The sequence below is a fragment of the Elizabethkingia argenteiflava genome (genome assembly GCF_009904105.1).
GTDB classification, from domain to species: Bacteria; Bacteroidota; Bacteroidia; order Flavobacteriales; family Weeksellaceae; genus Elizabethkingia; species Elizabethkingia argenteiflava.
In genome coordinates, this window is record NZ_JAAABJ010000610.1 from 21637 (window position 1) to 46254 (window position 24618).

22 protein-coding genes are annotated in these 24618 nt (G+C 36.7%); 17 read left to right on the forward strand and 5 right to left on the reverse strand.

Annotation, left to right across the window (positions count from 1 at the left end):
- The first annotated feature begins 25 nt into the window (after positions 1–25).
- From GNY06_RS10305 to leuB, 4 genes are read left to right on the forward strand one after another with little or no spacing between them, the layout of a single operon-like run.
- Positions 26–1201: a 2-isopropylmalate synthase gene (locus tag GNY06_RS10305; protein WP_166519994.1), complete on the forward strand. Its 1176-nt coding sequence runs from the start codon at positions 26–28 to the stop codon at positions 1199–1201.
- Positions 1188–2564, forward strand: a complete 1377-nt coding sequence (gene leuC, locus GNY06_RS10310) for a 3-isopropylmalate dehydratase large subunit (protein ID WP_166520015.1) — start codon at positions 1188–1190, stop codon at positions 2562–2564. Before GNY06_RS10305 ends, leuC begins: the two co-directional genes overlap by 14 nt.
- 10 nt (positions 2565–2574) lie before the next feature.
- Positions 2575–3171 (forward strand): 3-isopropylmalate dehydratase small subunit, encoded by a 597-nt coding sequence (gene leuD, locus GNY06_RS10315; protein WP_166519995.1) that lies wholly within the window; start codon positions 2575–2577, stop codon positions 3169–3171.
- Positions 3164–4285, forward strand: coding sequence for a 3-isopropylmalate dehydrogenase (gene leuB / locus GNY06_RS10320; protein ID WP_166519996.1), 1122 nt, complete (start codon positions 3164–3166; stop codon positions 4283–4285). Before leuD ends, leuB begins: the two co-directional genes overlap by 8 nt.
- Before the next feature lie 101 nt (positions 4286–4386).
- Here leuB and mscL read toward each other — a convergent pair whose 3' ends face one another.
- From mscL to yidD, 3 genes are all read right to left on the reverse strand, one after another.
- On the reverse strand, positions 4387–4824 hold the full coding sequence (gene mscL / locus GNY06_RS10325) for a large conductance mechanosensitive channel protein MscL (protein ID WP_166519997.1): 438 nt from the start codon (positions 4822–4824) through the stop codon (positions 4387–4389).
- A gap of 42 nt (positions 4825–4866) precedes the next feature.
- A complete protein-coding gene (gene lgt / locus GNY06_RS10330; protein WP_317163786.1) occupies positions 4867–5688 on the reverse strand; it encodes a prolipoprotein diacylglyceryl transferase in 822 nt (273 codons plus the stop codon).
- Between the two features lie 418 nt (positions 5689–6106).
- The gene (gene yidD / locus GNY06_RS10335) at positions 6107–6349 is read right to left on the reverse strand and encodes a membrane protein insertion efficiency factor YidD (RefSeq protein WP_166519999.1); all 243 of its coding nucleotides are present in this window, start codon (positions 6347–6349) and stop codon (positions 6107–6109) included.
- Positions 6350–6438: 89 nt separating this feature from the next.
- Between yidD and GNY06_RS10340 the strand changes: the two genes are divergently transcribed.
- From GNY06_RS10340 to GNY06_RS14330, 5 genes are all read left to right on the forward strand, one after another.
- Positions 6439–7719, forward strand: a complete 1281-nt coding sequence (locus tag GNY06_RS10340; protein WP_166520000.1) for a replication-associated recombination protein A — start codon at positions 6439–6441, stop codon at positions 7717–7719.
- A 276-nt stretch (positions 7720–7995) separates the two neighbouring features.
- Positions 7996–8121, forward strand: coding sequence for a hypothetical protein (locus tag GNY06_RS14675; protein WP_262885040.1), 126 nt, complete (start codon positions 7996–7998; stop codon positions 8119–8121).
- Positions 8122–8332: 211 nt separating this feature from the next.
- On the forward strand, positions 8333–8917 hold the full coding sequence (locus tag GNY06_RS10345) for a hypothetical protein (RefSeq protein WP_166520001.1): 585 nt from the start codon (positions 8333–8335) through the stop codon (positions 8915–8917).
- A 2-nt stretch (positions 8918–8919) separates the two neighbouring features.
- A complete protein-coding gene (locus tag GNY06_RS15295) occupies positions 8920–9150 on the forward strand; it encodes a T6SS effector amidase Tae4 family protein (protein WP_166520002.1) in 231 nt (76 codons plus the stop codon).
- Between the two features lie 5 nt (positions 9151–9155).
- A complete protein-coding gene (locus tag GNY06_RS14330) occupies positions 9156–9344 on the forward strand; it encodes a T6SS effector amidase Tae4 family protein (RefSeq protein ID WP_166520003.1) in 189 nt (62 codons plus the stop codon).
- A gap of 251 nt (positions 9345–9595) precedes the next feature.
- Here the strand turns inward: GNY06_RS14330 and pheA are convergent, their stop codons facing one another.
- The gene (pheA, locus tag GNY06_RS10360) at positions 9596–10444 is read right to left on the reverse strand and encodes a prephenate dehydratase (RefSeq protein ID WP_166520004.1); all 849 of its coding nucleotides are present in this window, start codon (positions 10442–10444) and stop codon (positions 9596–9598) included.
- Positions 10445–11702: 1258 nt separating this feature from the next.
- On the opposite strand from pheA, the gene GNY06_RS10365 reads away from it, so the two are divergent.
- The gene (locus tag GNY06_RS10365) at positions 11703–12815 is read left to right on the forward strand and encodes a M12 family metallopeptidase (protein WP_166520005.1); all 1113 of its coding nucleotides are present in this window, start codon (positions 11703–11705) and stop codon (positions 12813–12815) included.
- A gap of 407 nt (positions 12816–13222) precedes the next feature.
- On the opposite strand, the gene acs is transcribed toward GNY06_RS10365, so the two are convergent.
- Complete coding sequence (gene acs, locus GNY06_RS10370; protein ID WP_166520006.1) at positions 13223–15139, reverse strand: acetate--CoA ligase; 1917 nt, start codon at positions 15137–15139, stop codon at positions 13223–13225.
- Between the two features lie 336 nt (positions 15140–15475).
- On the opposite strand from acs, the gene GNY06_RS10375 reads away from it, so the two are divergent.
- The 7 genes from GNY06_RS10375 to GNY06_RS10405 all read left to right on the forward strand — a co-directional run.
- Positions 15476–16366, forward strand: coding sequence for an aspartate carbamoyltransferase catalytic subunit (locus GNY06_RS10375; RefSeq protein WP_166520007.1), 891 nt, complete (start codon positions 15476–15478; stop codon positions 16364–16366).
- 84 nt (positions 16367–16450) lie between these two features.
- Positions 16451–17539, forward strand: coding sequence for a glutamine-hydrolyzing carbamoyl-phosphate synthase small subunit (gene carA, locus GNY06_RS10380; protein ID WP_166520008.1), 1089 nt, complete (start codon positions 16451–16453; stop codon positions 17537–17539).
- A 5-nt stretch (positions 17540–17544) separates the two neighbouring features.
- On the forward strand, positions 17545–20730 hold the full coding sequence (gene carB / locus GNY06_RS10385; protein ID WP_166520009.1) for a carbamoyl-phosphate synthase large subunit: 3186 nt from the start codon (positions 17545–17547) through the stop codon (positions 20728–20730).
- A gap of 381 nt (positions 20731–21111) precedes the next feature.
- On the forward strand, positions 21112–21252 hold the full coding sequence (locus GNY06_RS10390) for a hypothetical protein (protein WP_166520010.1): 141 nt from the start codon (positions 21112–21114) through the stop codon (positions 21250–21252).
- 348 nt (positions 21253–21600) lie between these two features.
- The gene (locus GNY06_RS14905; RefSeq protein WP_317163787.1) at positions 21601–23331 is read left to right on the forward strand and encodes an acyltransferase family protein; all 1731 of its coding nucleotides are present in this window, start codon (positions 21601–21603) and stop codon (positions 23329–23331) included.
- Positions 23332–24124: 793 nt separating this feature from the next.
- The gene (locus tag GNY06_RS10400) at positions 24125–24271 is read left to right on the forward strand and encodes a hypothetical protein (protein ID WP_166520012.1); all 147 of its coding nucleotides are present in this window, start codon (positions 24125–24127) and stop codon (positions 24269–24271) included.
- A gap of 58 nt (positions 24272–24329) precedes the next feature.
- A partial coding sequence (locus GNY06_RS10405; protein WP_317163785.1) for a glycoside hydrolase family 19 protein occupies positions 24330–24618 on the forward strand: 289 nt, incomplete at its 3' end.

Consider the following 24618-nt stretch of genomic DNA (forward strand, 5'->3'; position numbering starts at 1 on the left):
GTTCAAAAGTAAATAAAACTTCCCTATGAAAGCCGACAAGATTGAAATTTTTGACACAACTTTACGAGATGGCGAACAGGTGCCCGGATGTAAATTGAATGTGGAACAGAAATTAGTGATTGCATCTAAGCTTGATGAGCTGGGCGTGGATGTTATCGAAGCGGGGTTTCCAATTTCAAGTCCTGGGGATTTTCAATCGGTTTATCAGATTTCAAAACGAGTAAGAAATGCAAAAGTATGCGCGCTTACCCGAGCCAATAAAAAAGATATAGAGACCGCAGCACAAGCTTTAAAATATGCTAAAAACCCTCGGATTCATACAGGCATAGGAACGTCTGACTACCATATAAAATATAAATTTAATGCTACGCATGATCAAATTATACAGCGTGCCGTAGAAGCTGTACAGTATGCTAAAAGTTTTGTAGACGATGTAGCATTTTATGCAGAAGATGCGGGGAGAACCGATAATGTGTATCTGGCAAAAGTATGCGAAGCTGCTATACAAGCCGGTGCAACGGTATTGAATATTCCAGACACCACAGGTTACTGCTTGCCAGAGGAATATGGAGCTAAAATAAAATATATAAAAGAGCATGTCAAAGGTATAGATGAAGTGATGATATCCTGCCATTGTCATAATGACCTGGGCTTGGCAACTGCCAATTCACTAGCAGGTGTATTAAACGGAGCGCGGCAGATAGAATGTACTATAAATGGAATAGGAGAAAGAGCCGGAAATACAGCTTTGGAAGAGGTAGTTATGATTTTTAGACAACATAAAAAATTGAACTTTATCACCGCTATTAATTCCAAAATGTTAACCGAACTCAGTTTATTAACTGCTGATATGATGGGAATGATGGTGCAGCCTAATAAAGCCATTGTAGGAGCTAACGCTTTTGCTCACAGTTCGGGAATACATCAGGATGGCGTAATTAAAAATAGAGTTACTTACGAAATTATCAATCCCGAAGAAGTAGGCCTAATCGAATCCTCAATTATTCTCACCGCCAGGAGCGGACGCTCAGCTTTGGCCTATAAGTTTAAGAATATGGGATTTAATGTAACCAAAACCGAATTGGACAACCTGTATATTGAATTTCTAAAAATAGCAGATCTTAAAAAAGAGGTGAATGAGGAGGATTTAAATTTTATTCTAAATAATTATAACCAAGGTGTCAGTTGTGAGCGCAGATAAGAAAACACTTTTTGATAAAGTCTGGGATTCTCATGTAGTAGATAGCATTCCCCAAGGTCCACAGATGATCTACATTGATAGGCATTTGATTCATGAAGTGACGAGTCCTCAAGCCTTTGCCGAATTGGAGGCTAAGGGGTTAAAGGTTTTTCGTCCTCAACAGATTACGGCTACGGTGGATCATAACGTGCCTACTTTGAATCAGGATAAGCCTATAAGAGATCAATTATCCAAGAAACAGATTGAACAGCTTATGGAGAATTGTGAAAAAAATCATATAGAAGTTTATGGATTGGGGCATCCTTATCAGGGTATTGTTCATGTTATTTCACCTGAACTGGGGATTACCCAGCCGGGTATGAGTATTGTTTGCGGGGATAGCCATACTTCTACGCATGGTGCTTTTGGTGCCATCGCTTTTGGTATAGGCACCAGTCAGGTCGCTCAGGTATTGGCCAGTCAGTGTCTGTTATTGGAGAAACCTAAATCAATGCGAATTAGGGTGGATGGAACATTAAATGTAGAAGTACAGCCTAAGGATGTTATTCTTTATATTATCTCAAAAATAGGTACAGATGCCGGAACCGGTTTCTTCTGTGAATATGCTGGAAATGTTTTTGAGGAAATGTCTATGGAGGGGCGCATGACGATATGTAACATGAGTATAGAAATGGGGGCTCGTGGAGGAATGATCGCTCCTGATGAAACCACCTACGCCTATCTAAAAGATAGAAAATTTTCGCCTAAAGGAGAAAAATGGGATTCCCAATTAAAATATTGGAAAAGTTTAAAATCTGATGAGGATGCTGTTTTTGATGTAGAATATCATTTTAGGGGAGAAGATATTCAGCCTATGATTACTTACGGAACCAATCCCGGTATGGGAATTAATCTCTCTGAATCTATTCCGCGTCCAGAGAATAAATCCCAAGAAAAGGCTTTGGCATATATGGGTTTTCAGGAAGGTCAGTCGATTAGTGACATTCCTGTAAATTATGTGTTTATAGGGAGTTGTACCAATGCTAGAATAGAGGATTTTCGTTCCGTAGCTGCCTATATCAAAGGTAAGAGAAAGGCAGATCATATTCACGCGCTTATAGTTCCGGGATCCCAACAAGTGGTAAAACAAATGTGCAGCGAGGGTTTAGATAAAATTTTCGCCGAAGCAGGATTTCGGATTCGTCAACCAGGATGCTCTGCCTGTTTGGCTATGAATGAGGATAAAATCCCTGAAGGAGAATATTGTGTATCCACATCTAATAGAAATTTTGAAGGAAGGCAAGGGCAGGGAGCACGAACTTTGCTTGCAAGTCCCTTAACAGCGGCTAAGGTAGCTGTAAAAGGAAAAATTTTAAACATCTAGATTGAATAAAATGCAAAAATTCACTTATATCACTTCTATGGCTATCCCTTTACCTATGGAAAATATAGACACTGACCAGATTATTCCTGCAAGGTTTCTTAAAAGTATCGATAAAAAAGGATTTGGTCAAAATCTGTTTAGAGACTGGAGGTTTGATAAGGATAATAAACCTAATAAAAGTTTTATTCTCAACAATCCTCGATATTCAGGGCAGATATTGGTGGCAGGTCATAATTTTGGGTGTGGTAGCAGCCGAGAGCATGCCGCTTGGGCACTATCAGGTTATGGATTTAGAGTGGTGATATCAAGCTATTTTGCGGATATTTTTAGAGGGAATGCTTTAAATAATGCTTTACTACCTGTAACAGTATCTGATAATTTTTTAGCGGACTTATTACAAAGCATAACCGAAAATCCTACCACTCAGGTTTTTGTGGATATAGAAAAACAAGAGGTGGGTTTTAATGATAAATCTGAGCGTTTTGAGCTGGATGCTTACAAGAAAATTTGTTTGATAAATGGCTATGATGACCTCGATTTTTTAATGAGCAAGAAAAAACACATTGAAGCTTTTGAAAAAAAACACATACAAATAACATATGAATGAAATAAAAATTGCAGTACTTCCTGGTGATGGAATAGGTCCGGAAGTGATTAAAGAAAGTCTTAAGGTTTTAGGGGCTGTTTCGGAAATTTATGCGTGTAAATTCTTGTTTAATGAGGGCTTAGTGGGGGCGAAAGCTATTTTTAATGCGGGTAATCCATTGCCCGATGAAACTCTGGAAATTTGTAAAAATTCAGATGCTGTTTTGTTTGGCGCGATAGGCGATCCTCATTTTGATAACGATCCCAAGGCTAAGCTGCGACCAGAGCAAGGCTTATTGAAATTGAGAAAAGAACTAGGTTTATTCGCGAACATACGGCCTTTGAAGATTTTTGATACCTTAGTCGAGAGCAGTCCATTGAAAAAAGAAGTGATTAAGGATACCGATATGGTAATCTACAGAGAATTGATTAGTGGTATTTACTTTGGAGAGAAGTTTACGGAGGAACAAGGAGAGTATGCTTATGATGTTTGTAGTTATAACAGATTCGAGATTCAGAGAATAGCACACCTGGCTTTTCAGGCCGCAAGAAAGCGTCGTAAAAAATTGACCTTGATTGATAAGGCGAACGTCTTGGATACCTCCAGATTGTGGAGGAAGATATGCCAAGAAATATCCCATCAGTATGCCGATGTTACCTTGGAATATATTTTCGTAGATAATGCTGCAATGCAAGTGATTTTGCATCCAAAGCAGTTTGATGTGGTCTTAACCGAGAATATGTTTGGTGATATCATTTCTGATGAAGCCAGCGTGATCGGTGGATCTATTGGTCTGATGCCTTCGGCCTCGATAGGGGAAAAATATTCATTATTTGAACCTATTCATGGCTCTTATCCTCAGGCTGCGGGAAAGGGGATTGCTAATCCTCTTGCTTCTATCTTAAGTGTGGCGATGATGTTGGAACATCTGGGGTACGATGCTGAATCCAGAGTTGTTGAAAAAGCTGTAGCCACCGTTATATCTAAGGGGTGCGTAACAGAGGATCTCAATCCTGAGCGGGCTTATTCTACTGCTGAGGTGGGTGATTTTGTGGCGGAGTTTATTCGAAATTCGCAGAAAGGTAGTTATTATAACTACGAAAATATTCAGATTGGAAAATCTACTATAGTTTAATATATTAAAGTCGATTTTATTATTAGGATTTATTTTTTAAACCTCCGAGCATCTCGGAGGTTTTTTATTATTTACAGAAAAATTAATAAATTTTCTATACCTTATTTTTTCTTTAATTCATCGCGAATTTCTATTAGAAGTTGATCTGTAGAAGAGGCTTCCGCAGCTTGCTCCTCGAATTGGGTTTTCTTGATTTTATTGATGCTCTTTACCATTAAAAATATTACGATCGCCAATAGTAAGAAATTTACAACAACAGTAATAAAATTACCATATGCAAAGATTGCTGTGTCGGGGGCAATTTGTCTGGCTTTTTCTAAGCTGGTACCCTCCGGAATGAGTTCGGCCCCTTTTCCTAAAGCAAAATAAAAACTGCTAAAATCTGGTTTTCCTATGATGGCCGCAACAAGAGGTAAAAGGAGGTCATCAGTAATAGCCGTCACAATCTTATTGAACGCACCCCCAATAATTACCCCTACCGCAAGATCAAAAGCATTACCTTTTAGCACAAATTCTTTAAATTCATTGATAATTTTCATTTTTTCTTTTTTTAATATAAATATAAGTAAATTAGATGTCTTTTAATAATTTTTTCTTTTTGAAACGATCATAATAACAAACCCCACCAGTATAAAAGGAATGCTTAGAACCTGTCCTGTATTGAGGCCTGCAAATTGGATGAATTCGTCCCCTTGAGGCTCTTTTAGAAATTCTACAGAAAATCTGATGGTCCACAGTAGTATTAAAAATAAACCGAATAACCAACCTTGGTGGTATTTTTTATTGGTATAACGATAGATACACCACAGGATAATAAATAAACATAAATAACCAGCCGCTTCGAAAAGTTGACTTGGATAGCGAGGGAGTGTGAGTCCATATTCACTACTTTGTTGTGGAAATAAAATAGCGAAAGGAGACGTTTCAGCGACGCGTTTTCCTATAATTTCTGAGTTGAAAAAATTTCCCATTCTTATGAAGGTTCCGGCCAATGCGATTGTGATTCCCACTCTATCATAAACCCATAAAGGATTTTTTTTAATAATGCGGAAAGAATAATAAAGGGTAGTTAAAATCAGGGCAATGGCTGCGCCATGACTGGCGAGTCCTGAAAAACCCGTGAATTTGAAAGTGGGTTTTGTTTGGATGGGTAAAAAAACAGACCAGAAATCTTGTTTAAATAACTCGGGCTGGTAAAAGATCACATGGCCTAGACGAGCCCCCAATATAGTGCCGATAACGGTCCAGGTGAAAAGAGAATCCAGATATTTTAAGTCGACACCGTCGATGATGAATATTTTTTTCATCAGAAAAAGCCCACATCCAAAAGCCAGTACAAACATTAAGCTGTAATAGTGTAGAGTCACCGGACCTAAAGATATACCTATAGCGGGATTCCATATTTTGTAGGGGGTTTCCAGTCGGGCCGAAGTTCCGGATTCAATAATGTCTTGAGGAGCCAGAGCTTTGTAAAAATATTTATAATGTTTAGTATCGTCCGTATTGGTAGGCTGAAAGTGCTCATCTAAAAGCTGATAGCCTTGTGTTTTATATTCTTCAAAAACGTTGGTATGAGCGTACTCGTTAATGATAGGGTTAAGAATCACCAGTGTATTGTAGGGAGCGCTTGTTTTTAAAAACGCTACAAAATTAGCTCCTGAGGTAGTTGCAAATATTTTCACGGATACTTTTTTCTCATTGAGCATGAGTACACCGTCCGACAAGTCTTGAGCATAATTTTGAGAGAAAAGCCCTTGGGTAAAAAGTGCGAAAATAAATAGGTAGATTTTAAAGAATATCTTGTTCATTCTGAGTATTTTATTATTTTATTCGGTTCTTGTCAGGCACAGGATCATAACCTTGGCCTCCCCAAGGGTGGCATCTTAAAATTCTCTTAATGCTAAGATAGCCTCCTCTTAAGAATCCATGCTGTTGTAGTGCTAATAGTGCATAGTGTGAGCATGTAGGGCTGTATCTACAATTTTTCCCCAACCATGGAGATATAGCATACTGATAAAATCTTATCAAGATGATAAAAGGGAAAATAAGAATTCTATTTAACATTTTCAATTTTAATACTCACAAAAATAGATGAAATTTATTTAAATTTGGAAAATTAAAGCATGAAATTGATGCTTTTATATTGATTTTTCATGAGTGTAAATATACCATTGGCCGAGAAGTTAAGGCCTAAGAGTTTAGATGAGGTTATAGGGCAGGAACATTTAACTGGGCCTAAAGGTCCTATACGGAAGATGTTAGAGCATGATACCCTTAATTCTATCATCCTTTGGGGACCTCCGGGGACAGGGAAAACGACTCTTTCGGAGATTATATCCGAGCAGTCTGGTCGGAAATTTTTTAAACTCAGTGCTGTATCTTCAGGGGTAAAGGAGGTACGGGATGTTATTGATCAGGCAAAGCAACAGAATCTTTTTTCTGGGAAGAGCCCTATTTTATTTATTGATGAAATTCACCGCTTTAGTAAGAGTCAGCAAGATAGCTTATTGCATGCGGTAGAAAAAGCTTGGGTAATCTTGATAGGAGCCACTACTGAGAATCCTAGTTTTGAAGTCGTTTCAGCATTACTGTCCAGGTGTCAGGTATATGTTCTTAAAGCTCTTGAGTATGAAAAACTTGAAAAGTTATCCATTAAAGCAATTGAAAAATACAATCGTGACTTTAGGACTCACTTTTCCATAAAAAATAAATCTTTGTTTATCCAGTACTCGGGGGGAGATGCTCGTAAGTTGATTAATGCGATTGAGATTGTGCTAAATCAATTTATCAATAGTACAAAACATGAAATCGAGAATGAGGATGTACTCAATGTATTGCAGGAAAGTATGGCGCTCTATGATAAAAATGGAGAACAGCATTACGATATAGTTTCCGCTTTTATAAAGTCTATTCGAGGTTCGGACCCCAATGCAGCCGTATATTGGTTAGCCAGAATGCTGGTAGGAGGAGAGGATATTAAATTTATTGCGAGGCGAATGTTAATCTGTGCTGCGGAAGATATAGGCTTGGCCAATCCTAATGCGTTGATGATGGCCAATAACTGTTTTCAGGCAATTAATGTTATAGGCAACCCTGAAGCTAGAATTATTTTAAGTGAATGTGCGGTTTATTTAGCTGTTTCTCCTAAAAGTAACTCGACCTATACTGCTATTAATACCGCTATGAAGTTAGCTAAAAATACAGGTGACTTACCCGTACCCTTGCATTTGAGAAATGCGCCCACTCCACTTATGAGTGAAATGGATTATGGAAAGGAGTACAAATATTCGCATGATTATAAGGGTAATTTTGTTGAGCAAGAATTTTTGCCAGAGAAGATTGTGGGTACTGCTTTTTATATCCCTGGGGATAACTCTACGGAGAAAAAAATTGAAACTGAAATGAGTAAGAAATGGAAGGAAAAATATAAATAGAGAGAAAGACTTTGCTTGGTGAAATTTGCTTTTTGATAGGCTTTATATGGGTACATTCGGTGTAAAATTCTCTCATTAGCAAAGTCGTCATTACAATTTCATCTTCCATGCATTTAATGAGCGCGCTTCACTCTCAGTAGGGGCTAGAGTTTCTCATTTTTTTTTCGGTGTGTATAGCTACTGTTTTCAGTTAATCGTTTCACCATACAGTGCATTGCATGTTGTCCAGATTCAATCGTTCTTTGTTCAGATGATTTTTTGTATAGACAGGTAAGTATGCAACATCTTGCGGAAAACTTCCGAACTACACTTTTCGATAATCGTAATAAAGCATTACCAGCTGAAAGAGACTTTAATGCGCTCTACATCAATAAGCAATCCTCCATAGGCTCCCAGTTTTAATTTATGAACGATACCATCGAAGACATAAGTTGCATTAAACAATCTGGGAAACCCCCATCTTTTGACAAGAATAGAATGCTTAATCTTTTCTTCTATTGTTTCTTTTTGTAGATTTGAGTAATTGTAGTTCGTTGCGTCTTCATTAATAGGATGTTAACTCTCCATTGAAGCTTTAGACTCGATCTGTATTATCTAATTTTAAATTAGACTTATGATGAAATTTAGCAGAAAAACAATGGTGCTTTTTTTTGTAGGAATATTATTAGCCTCCTGTAAAAATGATGCAGAGACCTCAAAAGTTGAAGATCAAAAAGAAAATACAACACAGGAAAATAAGAAGATCTTAAAAGTGACAGACACGTTTTCTCTTGATGGGATCAATTTTAAATTATTGCAAAATGGAGATCAGGCAGAAATAAAAATCGAAGCAAAAGACCGTGTCGTGAAGGGGAATATAAAACTTTCCCCGCCCTGTTACTTTTTAAAACAGGATGGAAAAGTTCAGTCGTTTGCCTATCCTGATGTAAAGGTAGCTCATACCCTAATTGTTTTAGGAGATACCGTAGGCACGGATGTGAAAAAATATTTTGGATTTCGTGATACTAATGATTACAGTAAGATCTGTGGAGAGGCTCTTCAGGGCATCCTCATCAAGAAAGACAGTGTTATTGTTACGGAAAGAGTTTTGGAAGAAATATTCACGTGTGCTGATCCGGGAGCAGATGAAAAAGAATTTTGGGATTTTGCCCATACCAGAGAAACATATAAGCAATCACATAACCCTAAATACCGATAATAATGATCAAGTTTTATGATTTATGGGACAATCACCCTGGGAGAGAATCCTATCCCTGCAATTTTCAAAATCGATGTGCTATAAGAATGGGAATTGCTTTGGAAAAAAGCAAGGTTGATTTAAGCTCGTTCAGAGGAGCCCGCTGTTGGTTTGACCATAATCCAAGACATATTTTGCGGGCACAGGAGCTTGCGGACTGGATTTCAAAAACACACACACAATATTTGGAATAAAGAGAGTGTACAAAAGAAAAGATCACCCAAAGCTGTCAAGTGACGACTTTTACGGAAAGAAAGGCATTGTTTCTATAAAAGATGGTTGGGGTCCAACAGACCATATTGATCTATGGAACGGCTACAAAATGCAAGGTGGAGAAGCTTCATTTTTAAGCAGAGGAGTAGAAATATGGTTTTGGCGATTATCGTGAGGTGTATGCCCGAGACGATGAGTACCCTTGAAATAAAGCGATACGGATAGTAAACTTGGTGTATTGAACAAATTAACTTTTCACCTATTCAAACTCCTGTTGAATACAAAAAAATGAAGTAGAATCATGCTGGTTATTCTGTTTGTAACACCATGAAAAATTTTATTTTTTTTTATTGTATAGACTTTTTTTCTTTTGGATCATGCATGATATAAAAGAAGATTTAAATATAGGTTTCTGGAGTATGGTTTTTAGCTTTCTAGGATATATTCAGCATAGTGTCCTAAAGGTTTGACATCAACACCTATACTTTTTAATTCTTCAAAAGAGTTTTTAATCAGTACTTCTCTTTGGGGGCCATCAATATTAATAAAGAAAAAATACTTACCCAGTCCTTTTTTTAAGGTTCTAGATTCTATTTTACTTAAATTGAGCTTTCTCCATGCGAATACCGATAGTACTTGGTGTAAGCCTCCGGCATAATCCTCTGGAAGCGTCACTAAAATGCTTGTTTTTTCTCCTACTTTTTTCAATACAGCGTTCCACTTCACTTTCTTTTTAGAAATGACGATAAAACGAGTATGATTCTGTTCAAAATCTTGGATATTGTGGTTAATAATTTTTAGACCATATAATTTAGCTGCAAAGGAGTTGGCTACAGCCGCTATTTTTTGTTCTGGAGTTTCCGATACTTTTTTCGCAGCTGCAGCCGTGGAGGCGTAGTCCTGTAAGGGGGTTCCAGCATAATTTGTATTGAGAAAATGAAAGGACTGGGCTAAAGCTTGGGGGTGAGAATATATTTTTTCTAGAGTATTGTGATTGTGTTGTAGGGGGTGGATCATCAGCTGATGAGCGATAGGCATTATTGCCTCCGCTTCGATAGTCAGTTGAGGGGTATCATATAAATAATCTAAGGTCATGGAGACCGTACCTTCTATAGAATTTTCTAAAGGTATTACAGCTTTGTCTACTAAATTGCTTTTTACGGCTAGAAAACAATCTAAAATACTGAACTGAGGAATGAGTTGCTGATCTGGAAATATTTGCGTAGCAGCCAGCTGAGTGAAGGAGGCGTGAGGTCCTAGAAATGCTATTTTCATATCACAAATGTAATTATTTATTTGAATTATAATCAGGCTTATTCTTTTCTTAAGTAAAAATGATCTCCTTTATAATACAGTGAGTATAGAGTATATGTTTTTATGATTAGCTTTATTGTTTCTACACTCTCGATTATCATAGGATGTGATAGATCTGATTACCAGTTTGTACTAAATTTTGTACTTCTACGATACATCAGTATTGGAGTTGAATTTATTTAAGCAGTAAGCTTTTTTTTCTTTCCATAGGTTTATATACCCGGTTTTCAAATGTCACAATTTCTATATTCTCATTGTAATAAGCTGTTTCCTTCTGTCTGTTTTATCCTGTATATGCTTTAAGGTCTTTCCGTTTTTTACTTTTTTTGTTTTGTGTTTTTTATTTTTAGCTCGACGATTGATGGGAAAGGTTGATGTTTTTCTCACAATTACTTTGAAAATGTATTTTTTAAGTAATTTGCTGTCTTTATCTAAGAAAATATTTTTTTGTTCGTTTTTAGAATATTTTTGTTTTTATTTTTTATAAATATTTATTTATTAATTAAAAATATGTATTTGTTATTTTTTTTATCCAGTGAGTATAGATATGATCAAAAAATAACAACACAATATCGCTTTTGATTGCACTTCTATTATTCGTTTATAAGGTGCTCTGAAATGTACCAGACAGGAGCACGATGTCCGCTAAAAAAAGATGAAATTCTATTGGGTTGGGCATTTGGATGCCCTTATCCCTCTCTTTTAAGAGGTATAAGAGCAAAGTTTATCCCTACTGTATCTTATAAAATATGGGTTTACGACTAAGTAAGTCCAAAGAGAATATTCCCCAGTTTTTCACGGGGCATATAATTTACAGGTGTAAGCCGTGTAATCTGGTGAGGGGTAAGGTATTTACTTTAATCATCATATAGCCCTTGTTTTTTTGTGCTTAGTCCAAATGTTTACGCAATAGATCCTAATCATAGAATCTCTTACGCTTCGTAGGAGTTTATCCGATGTTTCATTATATGTCGTGGCAGAAAGCTGAATTTATATTTTGGATCAGCTCTATTGAGTTTAATTCCGACCCTTTTACTTGAACTCATTCTAGTGTTATATTTTTATTATATAATTAATTAATAATCTATTTTTTTTATTTTTTCATAAAATTTATAGTGTTTTTGAATTATTGATTATCACTTATTTTTACTTTTGTTTATTATTATTTATAACATAAATATATGTATATTTGTTTTTTTAACAATTAAAAACAAATCTGATGAAAAAAAATGTAAAATTGGTATTATTATTGAGTGTGTCTTTGTTTTTGAGTTCGTGCTCTCGTGAGGAAACAGAGACCAATAGTGTGACGAATACCTCGGAAAGGGGTAAGATTCTTATTCAAACACCTTCTGGCGCTACTCTAGAAAAAGTAGGTGATGATTATATCTGGTTAGGTGATATTCTTCTTTCACCTTCTCAGGTAAAAGAGGTGAGTAGTAAAGGTTATTTTTCTGGACTCCTATTAAAAGGAGATAAAAAGAATCCTGCTACCTATGTGGATCCCAATACCCATTTGCCTATTGCAATTCAAGGGCAAAAAGCCAGTACCAAGGCAGGTGATCCTAAGGCTGCAGTAGGCATATATCCCAGAGGTAATAACCAATGGGGATTGGTTCGGTATGTATTAGCTCCTAACCTAACCCAGGACAGACATCGAATAATCAATGAAGCTATGGCTCATTGGCAAGCTCATACCAATGTCAGATTTTACAATATGACAGGACAGTCGACTAGACGACCGGATGGTAGTAGTCATGATTATATTGAGTTTGTAAACGCAAATGTTAACAATTCGTATGTGGGCAGAATCGGAGGTAGGCAGGTGCTTAATTTGGCTCAAAACCAAGACGCCGCTACAGCGATACATGAGATAGGACATGCTGTGGGGCTTTTTCACGAACAAAGCGCTCCAAATAGGGACGATTTTATGAATATTAATTGGGGAAATCTCCGCCGAGAAGTATGGCATAATTTCGATAAGGTTTCACCTGCTACTCTATTCGAAGCAGTTGATTACAGTTCAATTATGATGTATTCTTCTTATATATCCGATCCCGCTTTCGTGTACAATCCGAATATTCCAGTGATGACCAGGAAGGATGGAAGTACTTGGGGGTCTACTCGTGTATTATCTATGTCAGATAGAGTGCTCGCTAACCATCTTTATCTGCCGTATATACCTAGGTCAGACTCTTATCGCGAATTAGACGATATCGTTTACAAACCGGATAATACGATTATGTCTTCAACAGAACGTTTAGCCTTGCAAGCTAAGCTCAATAATGGAAATCCAATACCACCACTGGGAGGTAGAGTCCACGTAAACTAATCGATGAATCATATAGGTCCTATGGTTTATTCTAATCTAGGACCTTATTGTATGGAGGAGATTGTGAGTTTATTCTAAAAGTGAGGTTTAGGCTATTACAGAGAAAATATTTTTATATTCTAATCTCATAATTGTATAGATGATGAAAAAAATAAAAATTTCAGTATGATTTTATGGGCAGTAGCTACATTGTTATTGAGTGCTTGCTCTCGTGAAGAAGCTGTTAAAAAGGGGTCCTTGAACTTAAATTGAAGAATGAAACTTTTGTAAAAATACCTTCTGCAGCTACTATAAAAAAGTATTCAATGACTATCTATGGTAGGGTGATATTTTTCTGTAGTCTTCTCAGTTAAAATAGGTTTCGGTTTTTAAGCTAAAGCTTCTTTATTGTTCGATATAAAAAAGGTTTATTCTATACGTTCTCTCTTTATTTCTTCTATAATTTCTGGGTTTAGTAGGGTAGAGGTATCGCCAAAGTTGTTGAAATCGCCTTCTGCAATTTTTCGGAGTATCCTTCTCATAATCTTTCCAGATCGCGTTTTAGGAAGCGCAGAGACAAATTGTATTTTATCCAGTTTTGCGATGGGTCCGATAGTATCTGAGATTAAGAGATTAATTTCTTTTTTAAGATTTACTTTATGTCGGGTTTCTCCAGTTTCTTTTAAGATAACATAGCCATATAATCCGTTTCCTTTTACATCGTGAGGATAACCAACGATAGCGGATTCCGCCACAGCGGGGTGAAGGTTAATACTATCCTCTATGGGAGCAGTGCCTAAGTTGTGACCAGATACAATAATAACATCATCTACGCGACCGGTAATGCGATAATAGCCCACTTCATCCCTTAGGGCTCCGTCTCCGGTAAAATATTTTCCGGGAAAGCTTGAAAAATAAGTGTCTATATAACGTTGGTGATCTCCCCAAATACTGCGGGCGATACCTGGCCATGGAAAACGAATACAGAGGTTTCCACTAACCTGATTCTCTGTGATTTCATTGCGTTTATCATCCATAAGAACCGGTTGAATACCGGGGAGGGGTAGCGTCGCATATGTTGGTTTGGTGGGAGTGACAAAGGGAATAGGAGAGATTAGAATCCCACCTGTTTCCGTTTGCCACCAGGTATCTACAATAGGACATTTTTTATTTCCCACATGATCGTTATACCAATGCCAAGCCTCATCGTTAATAGGTTCTCCTACAGATCCAATAATTCTTAAAGTGCTGAGATTGTGCTGCTTTACCCAGTCTGAATTTTCTTTCGCTAAAGAACGTATGGCTGTAGGTGCGGTATAAAACTGTGTGACTTTATGTTTATCAATGATTTCCCAAAATCTGTCAGGCTGTGGATAAGTGGGGGTGCCTTCAAAAATAATTGTAGTGGCCCCATTGCAGAGCGGGCCATACAGAATATAAGAATGTCCGGTGATCCAACCTATATCTGCACTACACCAATAAATATCATTTTCTTGATAATCAAATACATTTTTAAAAGTGTAAGCCGTGTAGACCATATAGCCTGCGCAGGTATGGAGCATCCCTTTAGGTTTGCCCGTGGATCCGGAAGTATATAGAATGAATAGAGGATCTTCGGCGTCCATTATTTTGGTCACAAAATCAGAGGACGCCTTCGAATAATAGTCGTCTAGCCATAGATCTCTCCCATCTTTCATATTCACCGTGTGGTGGGTACGCCTGACGACTAAAACGCTTTCTACCCCAGAAGGATGTTGAGCTAGAGCTTCATCTACTATACCTTTTAAGTCTATGGTCTTATTTCCTCTGTAGCCTCCATCGGCACATATAATGATTTTTGCGCCGCAATCTTTCACTCGAGAAGCGATAGCAGAAGCTGAAAATCCGGCGAAAATAACTGAATGTACAGCGCCCATTTTTGCGCAGGCGAGCATGGTGATGGCAAGCTCAGGTATCATGGGAAGATAAATACAAACTCGATCTCCTTTTTGAACGCCTAATTCTGTGAGTACATTTGCCATTTTGCATACCCTTTGATGTAAATCTTTGTAAGTGATATATTGAGCTTCTTCGCTAGGGTTGTTGGGCTCCCATATAATCGCAGTTTTATCTCCTCTTTTATTGAGGTGTCTATCTAGACAGTTTTTGGTAATGTTTAATTTTGCATTTTTAAACCAGGTAATGCGAGCTTCTTCCATATTGTATTTCAATACCTTGCTCCAACGTTGGTACCATACAAAATTATTATCAGCGACTTCGTTCCAGAATTTTTTTGGATTTTTAATCGATTTTTTATATTGTTTAAAATACTCGGGAAGATTATTGATTTTGAAATTGTTACTCATGGTGGTGTTTTAAAAAATAACAATAGGAAGTTATTATTTTTTTTTAAATAATGAATTGAGAAAACTAAATTAAATCACTTTTTTTGATAAATTCTTTAATAAAGGGATAAATCGCCCAATTTAATTCTCATCTCTTCAGTATTTATTCTTGTTTAGTGTGAAAAAAAATGTATATTTGCAGCCAATGGAAACGTTGAAACCTACTTTACGGGTGCAAGTACAATATATGAATTTTGATGGCTTACCAGCCATAAAGATATTTTTTTTCAAACGAAGGCTTTTTTAGTCTTCGTTTTTTTTATGTTTAACAATATAATATATAAATAACCAAATAATATGCTTACAATAGCGGAACTAAGTACAGAAAAAATTGAAGAAATACTTACAGAAGCTGTCCAATTTGCAGATGGAAAACAAGCAAAAGTAGTAGGAGATTGTTTTTGCTCCAATATGTTTTTTGAAGATAGCACCCGTACCAAAACCAGCTTCGATGTTGCGGAACGAAAATTAGGTCTACAGGTAGTACCCTTTGAAGCTATGACCAGTTCGATGAATAAAGGGGAGAGTCTATACGATACCGTCAAAACGATGGAGGCGATCGGAGTAAATCTTGCGGTAATTCGTCATAAAGAAAATTATTATTTCGATCAGCTGAAAGGTATAAATATTCCTATCGTAAATGCGGGTGATGGCAAGGGAAACCATCCCAGTCAATGTATGTTGGACTTATTAACCATAAAACAGGAGTTCGCCACTTTTGAAGGATTAAAAATCGGTATAGTGGGAGATATTAAACATAGTAGAGTGGCTAACTCGAATGCTCAGGCTTTAAGGAGATTAGGAGCAAAGGTCAGTTTTTCGGGCCCTTCCAGCTGGTTTGATGAGGGTGTTCTTATTAATGGTGTTTATGAATCTTTAGATGAATTGATAAGGGAAGTGGATGTATTGATGTTGCTTAGGATTCAACATGAGAGGCATACCGATAAAATGGCATATAGTAAAAATGAGTATCATCGGAAATACGGATTGACATTAGAACGGGAGCAGAAAATGAAACCTACGGCTATTATTATGCACCCTGCTCCCATCAACAGAGGTGTTGAAATCGCCAGTGAATTGGTAGAGTGTAAGCGATCTAGAATTTTCACCCAAATGAAAAATGGAGTTTTCGCCAGAATGGCAATTTTAAAAAATGAATTAGAAGCTATAGGTTATACATTTAAATAATTTTTATATCAGCTGTAGTGTTGAAATAAGAGTAATAAATAAGACAGCGTACTTGCGAATTCCAGCTATAATGAAAAGAGAAAAATGAAAAAAAAATTAATACTAGAAAGTGGTGAGGTCTTCCATGGAGTCGGATTTGGAGCCCCTGTAGAGACTCAAGGAGAAGTAGTTTTTAATACCAGCATGACAGGTTATCAGGAATTGATTTCTGATCCTTCATATTGCGGACAGATTGTTTGTATGACGTATCCTTTAATTGGAAATTACGGCATTAATAGAGATGATTATGAAGCAATTGAACCTGCTCTAAAAGGACTTATTGTAAAGGAGATTTGTGATCTGCCTTCTAACTTCCGTAGTCAGATGGATTTAGATGAATTTTTTAAACGTAAAAATTTAGGGGGTATTTCCGGTATTGATACCCGGCGATTGACCAGGTTAATTCGTAGTAAAGGGGTGGTAAAGGGGAAGATTGTAGACTATAAGACTTCTGAACAGGATGTCATAGAGGCGTTAAAAGCAGATGTTTTTCCCACCAATCAGATCGAAACCGTTTCCACCAAAAATAATTATGCCAGCCCAGGAAGGGGATTGAAGGTTGTATTAGTAGATTTCGGTGCCAAATTAGGGATTTTAAGAGAGTTGACCAAAAGAGATTGCGATGTGATAGTTGTTTCACAAAATATAAATGCAGAGGAAATTAAATTGATGAATCCGGATGGTATTATGCTCTCAAATGGACCAGGAGACCCTCAGGATGTGCCTCAAGCTCTGGAAATGATACGAAGCGTGATCGGAGAGATTCCTATTTTTGGAATTTGTATGGGGCATCAGCTGTTAAGTTTAGCCTGTGGAGCCAAAACTTTTAAGCTAAAGTTTGGACACAGGGGGGGGAACCATCCTGTTTTAGATGTCAGAACCAATAAAGTAAGTATTACTTCCCAAAACCATGGATATGCCGTCGATCGGGAATCTTTAAAAGATACAGAATTGGAAGAAACCCACATTGCGCTTAACGACAGAACGAATGAGGGAGTAAGACATAAAAGATATCCTTGTTTCTCTGTACAGTACCATCCTGAAGCCAGTCCGGGCCCGGAAGATGCAAATTACCTATTTGATGAGTTTATCGACATGATGAAGAAATTTAAATCTAAAAAAGAAGTTTACTAAATAAGATGGCAAAACGCACAGATATAAAAACGATTTTGGTAATCGGCTCCGGACCTATTATTATAGGTCAGGCAGCTGAATTTGATTATGCTGGAACCCAAGCCTGTTTGGCGCTTAAAGAAGAGGGCTATCGCGTCTTGTTGGTTAATTCGAATCCAGCGACCATTATGACCGATGTCGAAGTTGCAGATAAAGTTTATATAGAACCTATATCATTAGAATTTGTAAGTAGAATTATCCGAAAAGAACGGCCCGATGCTTTGCTTCCTACTTTGGGAGGACAAACCGGTCTTAATATGGCTGTAGAATTGGAAAAGGCAGGCGTACTCCAAGAGTGTCATGTAGAGGTATTGGGTACTAAACTCTCCGCAATTAATCAGGCCGAAGATCGAGATTTGTTTCGCGAATTGATGAGGGAGCTAAATGAGCCTGTTCCAGATTCGGATATTGTTACCACTGTACAAGGCGCTCTAGATTTTGCGCAGAATATAGGTTATCCCGTAATTGTGAGACCTGCTTTTACGCTTGGAGGAACAGGAGGAGGGATCGCTACTACGCCTGAAGAACTGAGAGAGATTACCGCCAATGGGCTTAAATACAGTCCCGTAACACAGTGTCTTATTGAAAAATCCATTGCCGGATTTAAGGAAATAGAATATGAGGTGATGAGGGATGCTCGGGACAATGCTATTGTAGTATGTAATATGGAGAATATAGATCCTGTAGGTATTCATACGGGGGATTCCATAGTAGTTGCTCCTTCCCAAACACTTTCGGATAGAGAATATCAGCTGTTGAGAAATGCTTCTCTAAAAATTATACGGGCTTTAGGGATTGAAGGTGGGTGCAATGTTCAACTAGCTTTAGATCCGCACTCTTTTAATTATTATATTATTGAAGTGAATCCTAGGGTTAGCCGTTCTTCTGCTTTAGCCTCTAAGGCCACAGGCTATCCTATTGCAAAATTAGCCGCTAAAATTGCTGTCGGGCTCAGCTTGGATGAAATGATGAATCCGGTGACCGGAAAAACATATGCTTGTTTTGAACCTGCATTGGATTATGTAGTCACTAAAATTCCACGTTTTCCATTTGATAAATTTGAAACGGCTGATAGAACGCTTTCTACCCAAATGAAAGCGACCGGAGAGGTGATGGCTATTGGTCGTAATTTTGAGGAATCTATTATGAAAGCTATTCGTTCCCTAGAAACAGGAATTCAGCATTTAGGACTCAAGACGAAAGATGCATTATCTTTAACGCCTGCTGAAATCGAAGCAAGAATACGTATAGCAGATGATGAGAGAATGTTTATCATCGGAGAAGCTTTAAGGAGGGGTTATGATTGGCAACAAATTGTAGAGTGGAGTAAAATCGACAAATTCTTTATTTGGAAATTTAAAAAATTGGTTGATTTTGAAATAAAAATAGCAGAGAACATTAAAAATATTAGTGTATTGAGAGCTGCTAAACAATTAGGTTTTTCCGATGTTAATATTGCCCACCTTTGGAAGATGAGTCCCGATGAGGTCTATGGATTCCGAAGAGAGAATGGGATTATCCCTGTTTATAAAATGGTAGACACCTGTGCGGCCGAATTTGAATCTGAAACACCTTATTTTTATGGTACTTATGAGGAGGAGAATGAAAGTGTAGTGAGTCATAAAGAAAAAATTGTTGTATTGGGATCCGGACCGATTCGAATTGGTCAGGGAGTGGAGTTTGATTATGCTACTGTGCATTCTGTATGGGCTATAAAAGAGATGGGCTATGAAGCGATTATTATTAATAATAATCCCGAAACGGTTTCTACAGATTTTTCAATTTCGGATAAGTTATATTTTGAGCCCTTAACCGAAGAGGATGTAATGAATATCATAGATTTAGAGAAACCCAAAGGCGTGGTCGTACAGTTTGGAGGGCAAACCGCGATTAATTTAGCCGATAAATTAGCCAAACACGGCGTTCGGATATTGGGAACTTCATTAGAAGATTTAGATAGAGCCGAAAATAGAGATAAATTCGAACATGCGCTTCGGCAGCTTGGTATCCCCCAACCTTTGGGAAGAACATGTTTTTCTAAAGAAGAGGCTGTTAAAATAGCAGCTGAAATCGGTTATCCGGTTTTGGTAAGACCTAGCTACGTATTGGGAGGTCGGGCGATGGAAATTGTATATAATGAAAGCGATCTAAATTTTTATATGGAGAATGCCGTGCATGCCAGCCCTGAACAACCGATATTGGTAGATCGCTATCTGACGGGTAAAGAGGTGGAAGTAGATGCTATATCGGATGGGGAAACGGTAGTGATACCAGGTATTATGGAGCATATAGAAAGAGCCGGTGTGCATTCAGGAGACTCTATAGCGGTATATCCCTCTCAGAATATATGTCAACAAAATCTAGATGACTTGGTAGATTATACCATTCGTTTAGCAAAGGGACTAAATGTGGTGGGGTTAATGAATATTCAATATGTATTAAATGAGGGAAAGGTTTATGTGATAGAAGTAAATCCGCGTTCCAGTCGTACGGTTCCATTTTTGAGCAAAATTACTCAGGTTCCCATGGCCAAGGTGGCCACTAAAGTTATCTTAGGGGAGAGTCTCAAAAAACAAGGTTATAAAAATGGATTGGTACCTAGCAAAGAAGGAATATTTGTAAAAGTTCCCGTATTTTCATTCAGTAAATTACGAAAGGTAGATATTACCTTAGGACCTGAGATGAAATCTACTGGCGAAGTGATGGGAAAAGATACCACCCTGGAAAAAGCGCTTTATAAAGGTCTTATTGCAGCGGGAGGTAAGGTGCCTCTTCACGGATCTGTATTATTTACCGTCGCGGATAAACATAAGGAAGAAGCTTTTGAATTGGCCTCTAGATTTTTAAATATAGGATATAAAATCTATGCGACAAAAGGAACCTCGCGGTACTTTAAAGAAAGAGGTATCTCTGCAGAGGTAGTCAATAAAGTAGATGATTCTGCAGAGGAAGATCTTATAGATCTAATACAAAAGGGCGGAATTCAATTTGTAGTGAATACGATGACTAAAGGCAAGGAGATCGAAAGAGATGGCTTTAGGATTCGTAGAGCTAGTGTAGAAAACGGGGTTCCTTGTTTAACTTCTATGGATACAGTTGAAGCATTGATAAAAGTAATAGAATCTATGACCTTTCAGATGTTAGAAATGTAGTAGCAACAAGTGTTGTAAAAGAGCTACTCTTGTTATAGGGGGAACTCTTTTAATTTTAGATGATAGGCTCCTATCTAAAAAATGGCATACAAAAAATCAAGGTGGATTTGTACCCACCTTGATTTTTTTCATTATAATTAGAGATGTTATACATTTTGAAAAACCTTATGAGAGTTAGACCTGATTTTTTCTAACACTTCTCTTTTGCTTTCATTTTTTAGATTAGGATTTAAATCTGGAGAACTATAGGGAAGTAAAAAAATAAGATGTTATGGTCATTTTCTTCTGTGATTACTATACTAATCCATGTAATAAACATAAGGTATTTTATCTTGAGTTATCGATACCTTATAAATTCCACCAAACTGGCAAATCTGTTGTATGATGACCGCCTGTTTAAAAAAGGACTGGGCAATCTCTACGATGGCGACGGAGCCAAGTATATCGGTAGGGGAGACAGGGAGAAGCAACTATACTCAATTAGCCCAATCCACAGGTATCGATGTGGTAAGCCAACCCTAGCTATTGGAACACTTGCCTTATAAATTTACTCCTCTTCTCTATTACTCGAAAAACACATCAATGATACTATAAATCTTGATTATTGGCAATGCGGTAGGTGATGACCGGTGATTATAGCAAGAATACTTTTGATTTTTCAGGAGTCTTCACTTGTGTTAAATACTGGAAAACGTTATTAATACTTTATTTTTTAGAAAAAAAAACTTAATTATAGAAACATTTTAAATTATGTATTTTAGGCTCTAAAATACTACATATGAAATTTAGAAGTGATATTCAGGGCTTGCGAGCTCTTGCCGTTTTATTTGTTCTAATCATTTATCTTCTAATTATCTCCCAGGAGGCTTTATTGGAGTGGATATTTTTTTCGTAATATCAGGGTTTCTTATTTCTAAGATAATTCATTCAAAAATCCAAAAAAATACATTTAGTCTTTTAGGTTTTTATATAGACAGGATCAAGAGGATAGTTCCAGCCTATTATTGCATGTTAATAATTTGTTGGCTGTTGTTTCTTTTCGTATTTGTTCCTTCTGATCTTGGGAAGTATAAACTGGGATACTTTTGGACATTTTTGTTCAATTCTAACCATCACTTTGCTAATGTAGACGATTACTTTGGGGCATTGAGTAATGAAAACCCTCTCTTACACACTTGGACGCTGGCAGTGGAGATGCAGTTTTATTTATTTCTTCCCTTAATATTGCTTGTTATTAGAAATTTGAGAACACTATTAATCACACTTTATATAACTTCAATTATAATTATAGGTTGGAGTACTATGGAAATTTATAATGCTAATAAAGCTTCAATGTACTTTTCTTTGGTGTCTAGATCCTCTGAATTTTTTATAGGGGTTATTGCAGCTTTTTCAAAAATAGAAAATAAGAGTTGGGTGAAGAATCATTCTAACTATTTGAGTGGTTTTGGATTGCTAATATTAATTGTGTCTGCTATTGTTTTCAATGAAGCATCACCTTTTCCCGGAATTTTGGCTTTAGTAGTATGTATAGGTGCAGTATTGATACTTATTTCTCAGGATAGTAAAATTAATCACTATATATCCAACAAGTATTTAAGCTATTTAGGAGAGATCTCGTACTCAGTATATTTATGGCATTGGCCTATCATGGCGTTCTACAGATATTATACTCAATCCTATGAATTTAGTTTTATTGAAATTGTATCTATTCTATTAGCCACTATGATAGCTTCTTTGCTTTCCTATTATCTTATCGAAAGGCCGTTGAGAAGTAAAGAGAGGTTAAGATTTTATTTACCATTTTCCTTTATGATCGTTCTCAATGTATTGATGGTCTTTTTTACATCTCAAGTGAAATTAAGAGTTTCGAATATTCCATCGATTTATATTTTCCCTAGTTTTGGATTGAATTCACACGCTGGAGGTTTTAAAGAGGTAGAGGTGTATGGTGGGAAAAATGAGATAGGGAAACGAATCTTATTCGTAGGTGATAGCCATGCCTTAACATTAAAACCTTTCGTTGATACAATAGGAAAAAAGAATGGCTTTTCTTTCAGGACATTGACAAATAATGTTTATCCTACTATACCTTTTATTGATCCGTCAAGTATTGAGGATAAAGGGAGGAGGAAAATCCAAGAAAAATTGAATCCAATCATTAGTAGAGAGTTTAAGATGGCGGATATCATCATTATTAGTTTCTACTCAAAAGAAGCGGATAGATGGGCGGTAGCGGTGAATAAAATGATAAATAATCTTAAGCCTAATCAAAGAGTCTTGTTGCTTTCGGATTATCCAACTTTAGATAAAAACCCAGTCAGATCAAATAAAGACTTCATCAAAGATCAATCAAGGAATATAAAGTACACAATTCAGTTTAATCAAATGCCCCCATCAATATTAAATAATTTCTCAGCAAGAGAAAATGTGAAATTTGTAGATTTTAGTAAAAATAAAAGCTTTTTTAATGATGCACCGTTTCATAATGATACCTTAATGTATTATGACAACGCTCATCTCAATGTATTTGGCTCACTTAAATATGCAGAGAAAAACGAACTTAAATTTATGGAAGGCTTAAACTGGGCAATAAAGTAAAAGTTTCTCAAGGCTAATAATCCTCCGATCTTTTAGATGTTTTATGTTGCTCTTGATACTATAAATAAAAAAGCATAATTTATATTGAGGTATAAGAGGGGAAAACGATTTTTTTATCCTAAAAACTAAATCAGTGTCTTTATTGACAGTGGATTAACTTTTGAGGTTGTGCTATATCACAAAAATAAAGTTTAAAAGCATTTCACAACTAATTCTAAAGACATGCCAAGTCATAAATGCAGATTACAGCCAGAATATTTTTGATTATAAATAGGTTTAGCTGTAATAGCCCCGACTTAACTGTCAGATTAAGTCGGGGCTATTACACTTTCTCTATTTTGAACCTTCGTTTATATAATTCTTGGCTGGATAGTTTCAAAGCATTATTAATACGATTTGAAACTTCTGTAATAACATGGAATTATTTGCATTATATTGCTTTTGTTATTTTATTCCTCAGAAAACTAATAGTTTAAACAAGTTCAATAGCATCGGGTAATGCAACCGTAATAGCTTGGGATAATTCAACCGTCGAAGCTTACGACGATGTCACGGTAAAAGCCTCCGGAAATGCAACCGTAAGAGCATTCAACTATGCAACCGTAGAAGCATCGGGCTATGCATATGTAACTTCTAATGATACTATACCTAAAGTAGTTTTAGAGGATAACTCTATTTACAGAGTTTTGGAAACTAATACTGTTTACTCTGCATCTGAAACTATAAAATTTGAAAAATGGTAAACAGCAGTAAAAGCTCTTAATGCTCAGAATAAGCTCATAAAATCCAAGTAATGAAAGCAAAAAGAAAATCAAAAATAGAAGATATAGTCGATGCATTTGGGAGAAAATATAAAAACGCCGAGCTTCAAAAAGCAATAGAAGTATTAACGCTCGCAAAGAAAATAAATACAGGAAAACCTATATTATACCTCTGCTGAGCGTTTGGTAAAAGTTTTTCCCAGCGCTTTTAAGTCTCGATATAATCCTTACGATTATTTGAGAAACCCCACAAAATTAGCCAACCTTGTCTATGATGACCGCCTGTTTAAAAAAGGCCTTGGCAATCTCTACGATGGCGACGGAGCCAAGTATATCGGTAGGGGAGCCATCCAATTAACAGGGAGGAGTAACTATACTCAATTAGCCCAAGCCACAGGTATCGATGTGGTAAGCCAACCCGAGCTATTGGAACACTTGCCTTATAAATTTACTTCAGCTCTCTATTACTGGAAAAAAAACAAGCTATCCGCTAAGCCCTCACTCCTAGCCACCAGACAGGTGATCA

Excerpts from the sequence above, each read along its gene's own strand:
- GNY06_RS10390 (WP_166520010.1), top strand. The coding sequence starts at position 21,112 with ATGATGACCGCCTGTTTAAAAAAGGACTGGGCAATCTCTACGATGGCG.
- leuB (WP_166519996.1), top strand. The coding sequence starts at position 3,164 with ATGAATGAAATAAAAATTGCAGTACTTCCTGGTGATGGAATAGGTCCG.
- mscL (WP_166519997.1), bottom strand. The coding sequence starts at position 4,824 with ATGAAAATTATCAATGAATTTAAAGAATTTGTGCTAAAAGGTAATGCT.
- GNY06_RS10375 (WP_166520007.1), top strand. The coding sequence starts at position 15,476 with ATGCTTACAATAGCGGAACTAAGTACAGAAAAAATTGAAGAAATACTT.
- leuD (WP_166519995.1), top strand. The coding sequence starts at position 2,575 with ATGCAAAAATTCACTTATATCACTTCTATGGCTATCCCTTTACCTATG.
- yidD (WP_166519999.1), bottom strand. The coding sequence starts at position 6,349 with ATGTTAAATAGAATTCTTATTTTCCCTTTTATCATCTTGATAAGATTT.
- carA (WP_166520008.1), top strand. The coding sequence starts at position 16,451 with ATGAAAAAAAAATTAATACTAGAAAGTGGTGAGGTCTTCCATGGAGTC.
- acs (WP_166520006.1), bottom strand. The coding sequence starts at position 15,139 with ATGAGTAACAATTTCAAAATCAATAATCTTCCCGAGTATTTTAAACAA.
- GNY06_RS10400 (WP_166520012.1), top strand. The coding sequence starts at position 24,125 with ATGAAAGCAAAAAGAAAATCAAAAATAGAAGATATAGTCGATGCATTT.
- GNY06_RS14675 (WP_262885040.1), top strand. The coding sequence starts at position 7,996 with ATGCAACATCTTGCGGAAAACTTCCGAACTACACTTTTCGATAATCGT.
- pheA (WP_166520004.1), bottom strand. The coding sequence starts at position 10,444 with ATGAAAATAGCATTTCTAGGACCTCACGCCTCCTTCACTCAGCTGGCT.
- GNY06_RS15295 (WP_166520002.1), top strand. The coding sequence starts at position 8,920 with ATGATCAAGTTTTATGATTTATGGGACAATCACCCTGGGAGAGAATCC.
- GNY06_RS10345 (WP_166520001.1), top strand. The coding sequence starts at position 8,333 with ATGATGAAATTTAGCAGAAAAACAATGGTGCTTTTTTTTGTAGGAATA.
- GNY06_RS10340 (WP_166520000.1), top strand. The coding sequence starts at position 6,439 with ATGAGTGTAAATATACCATTGGCCGAGAAGTTAAGGCCTAAGAGTTTA.
- GNY06_RS10305 (WP_166519994.1), top strand. The coding sequence starts at position 26 with ATGAAAGCCGACAAGATTGAAATTTTTGACACAACTTTACGAGATGGC.
- carB (WP_166520009.1), top strand. The coding sequence starts at position 17,545 with ATGGCAAAACGCACAGATATAAAAACGATTTTGGTAATCGGCTCCGGA.
- GNY06_RS10365 (WP_166520005.1), top strand. The coding sequence starts at position 11,703 with ATGAAAAAAAATGTAAAATTGGTATTATTATTGAGTGTGTCTTTGTTT.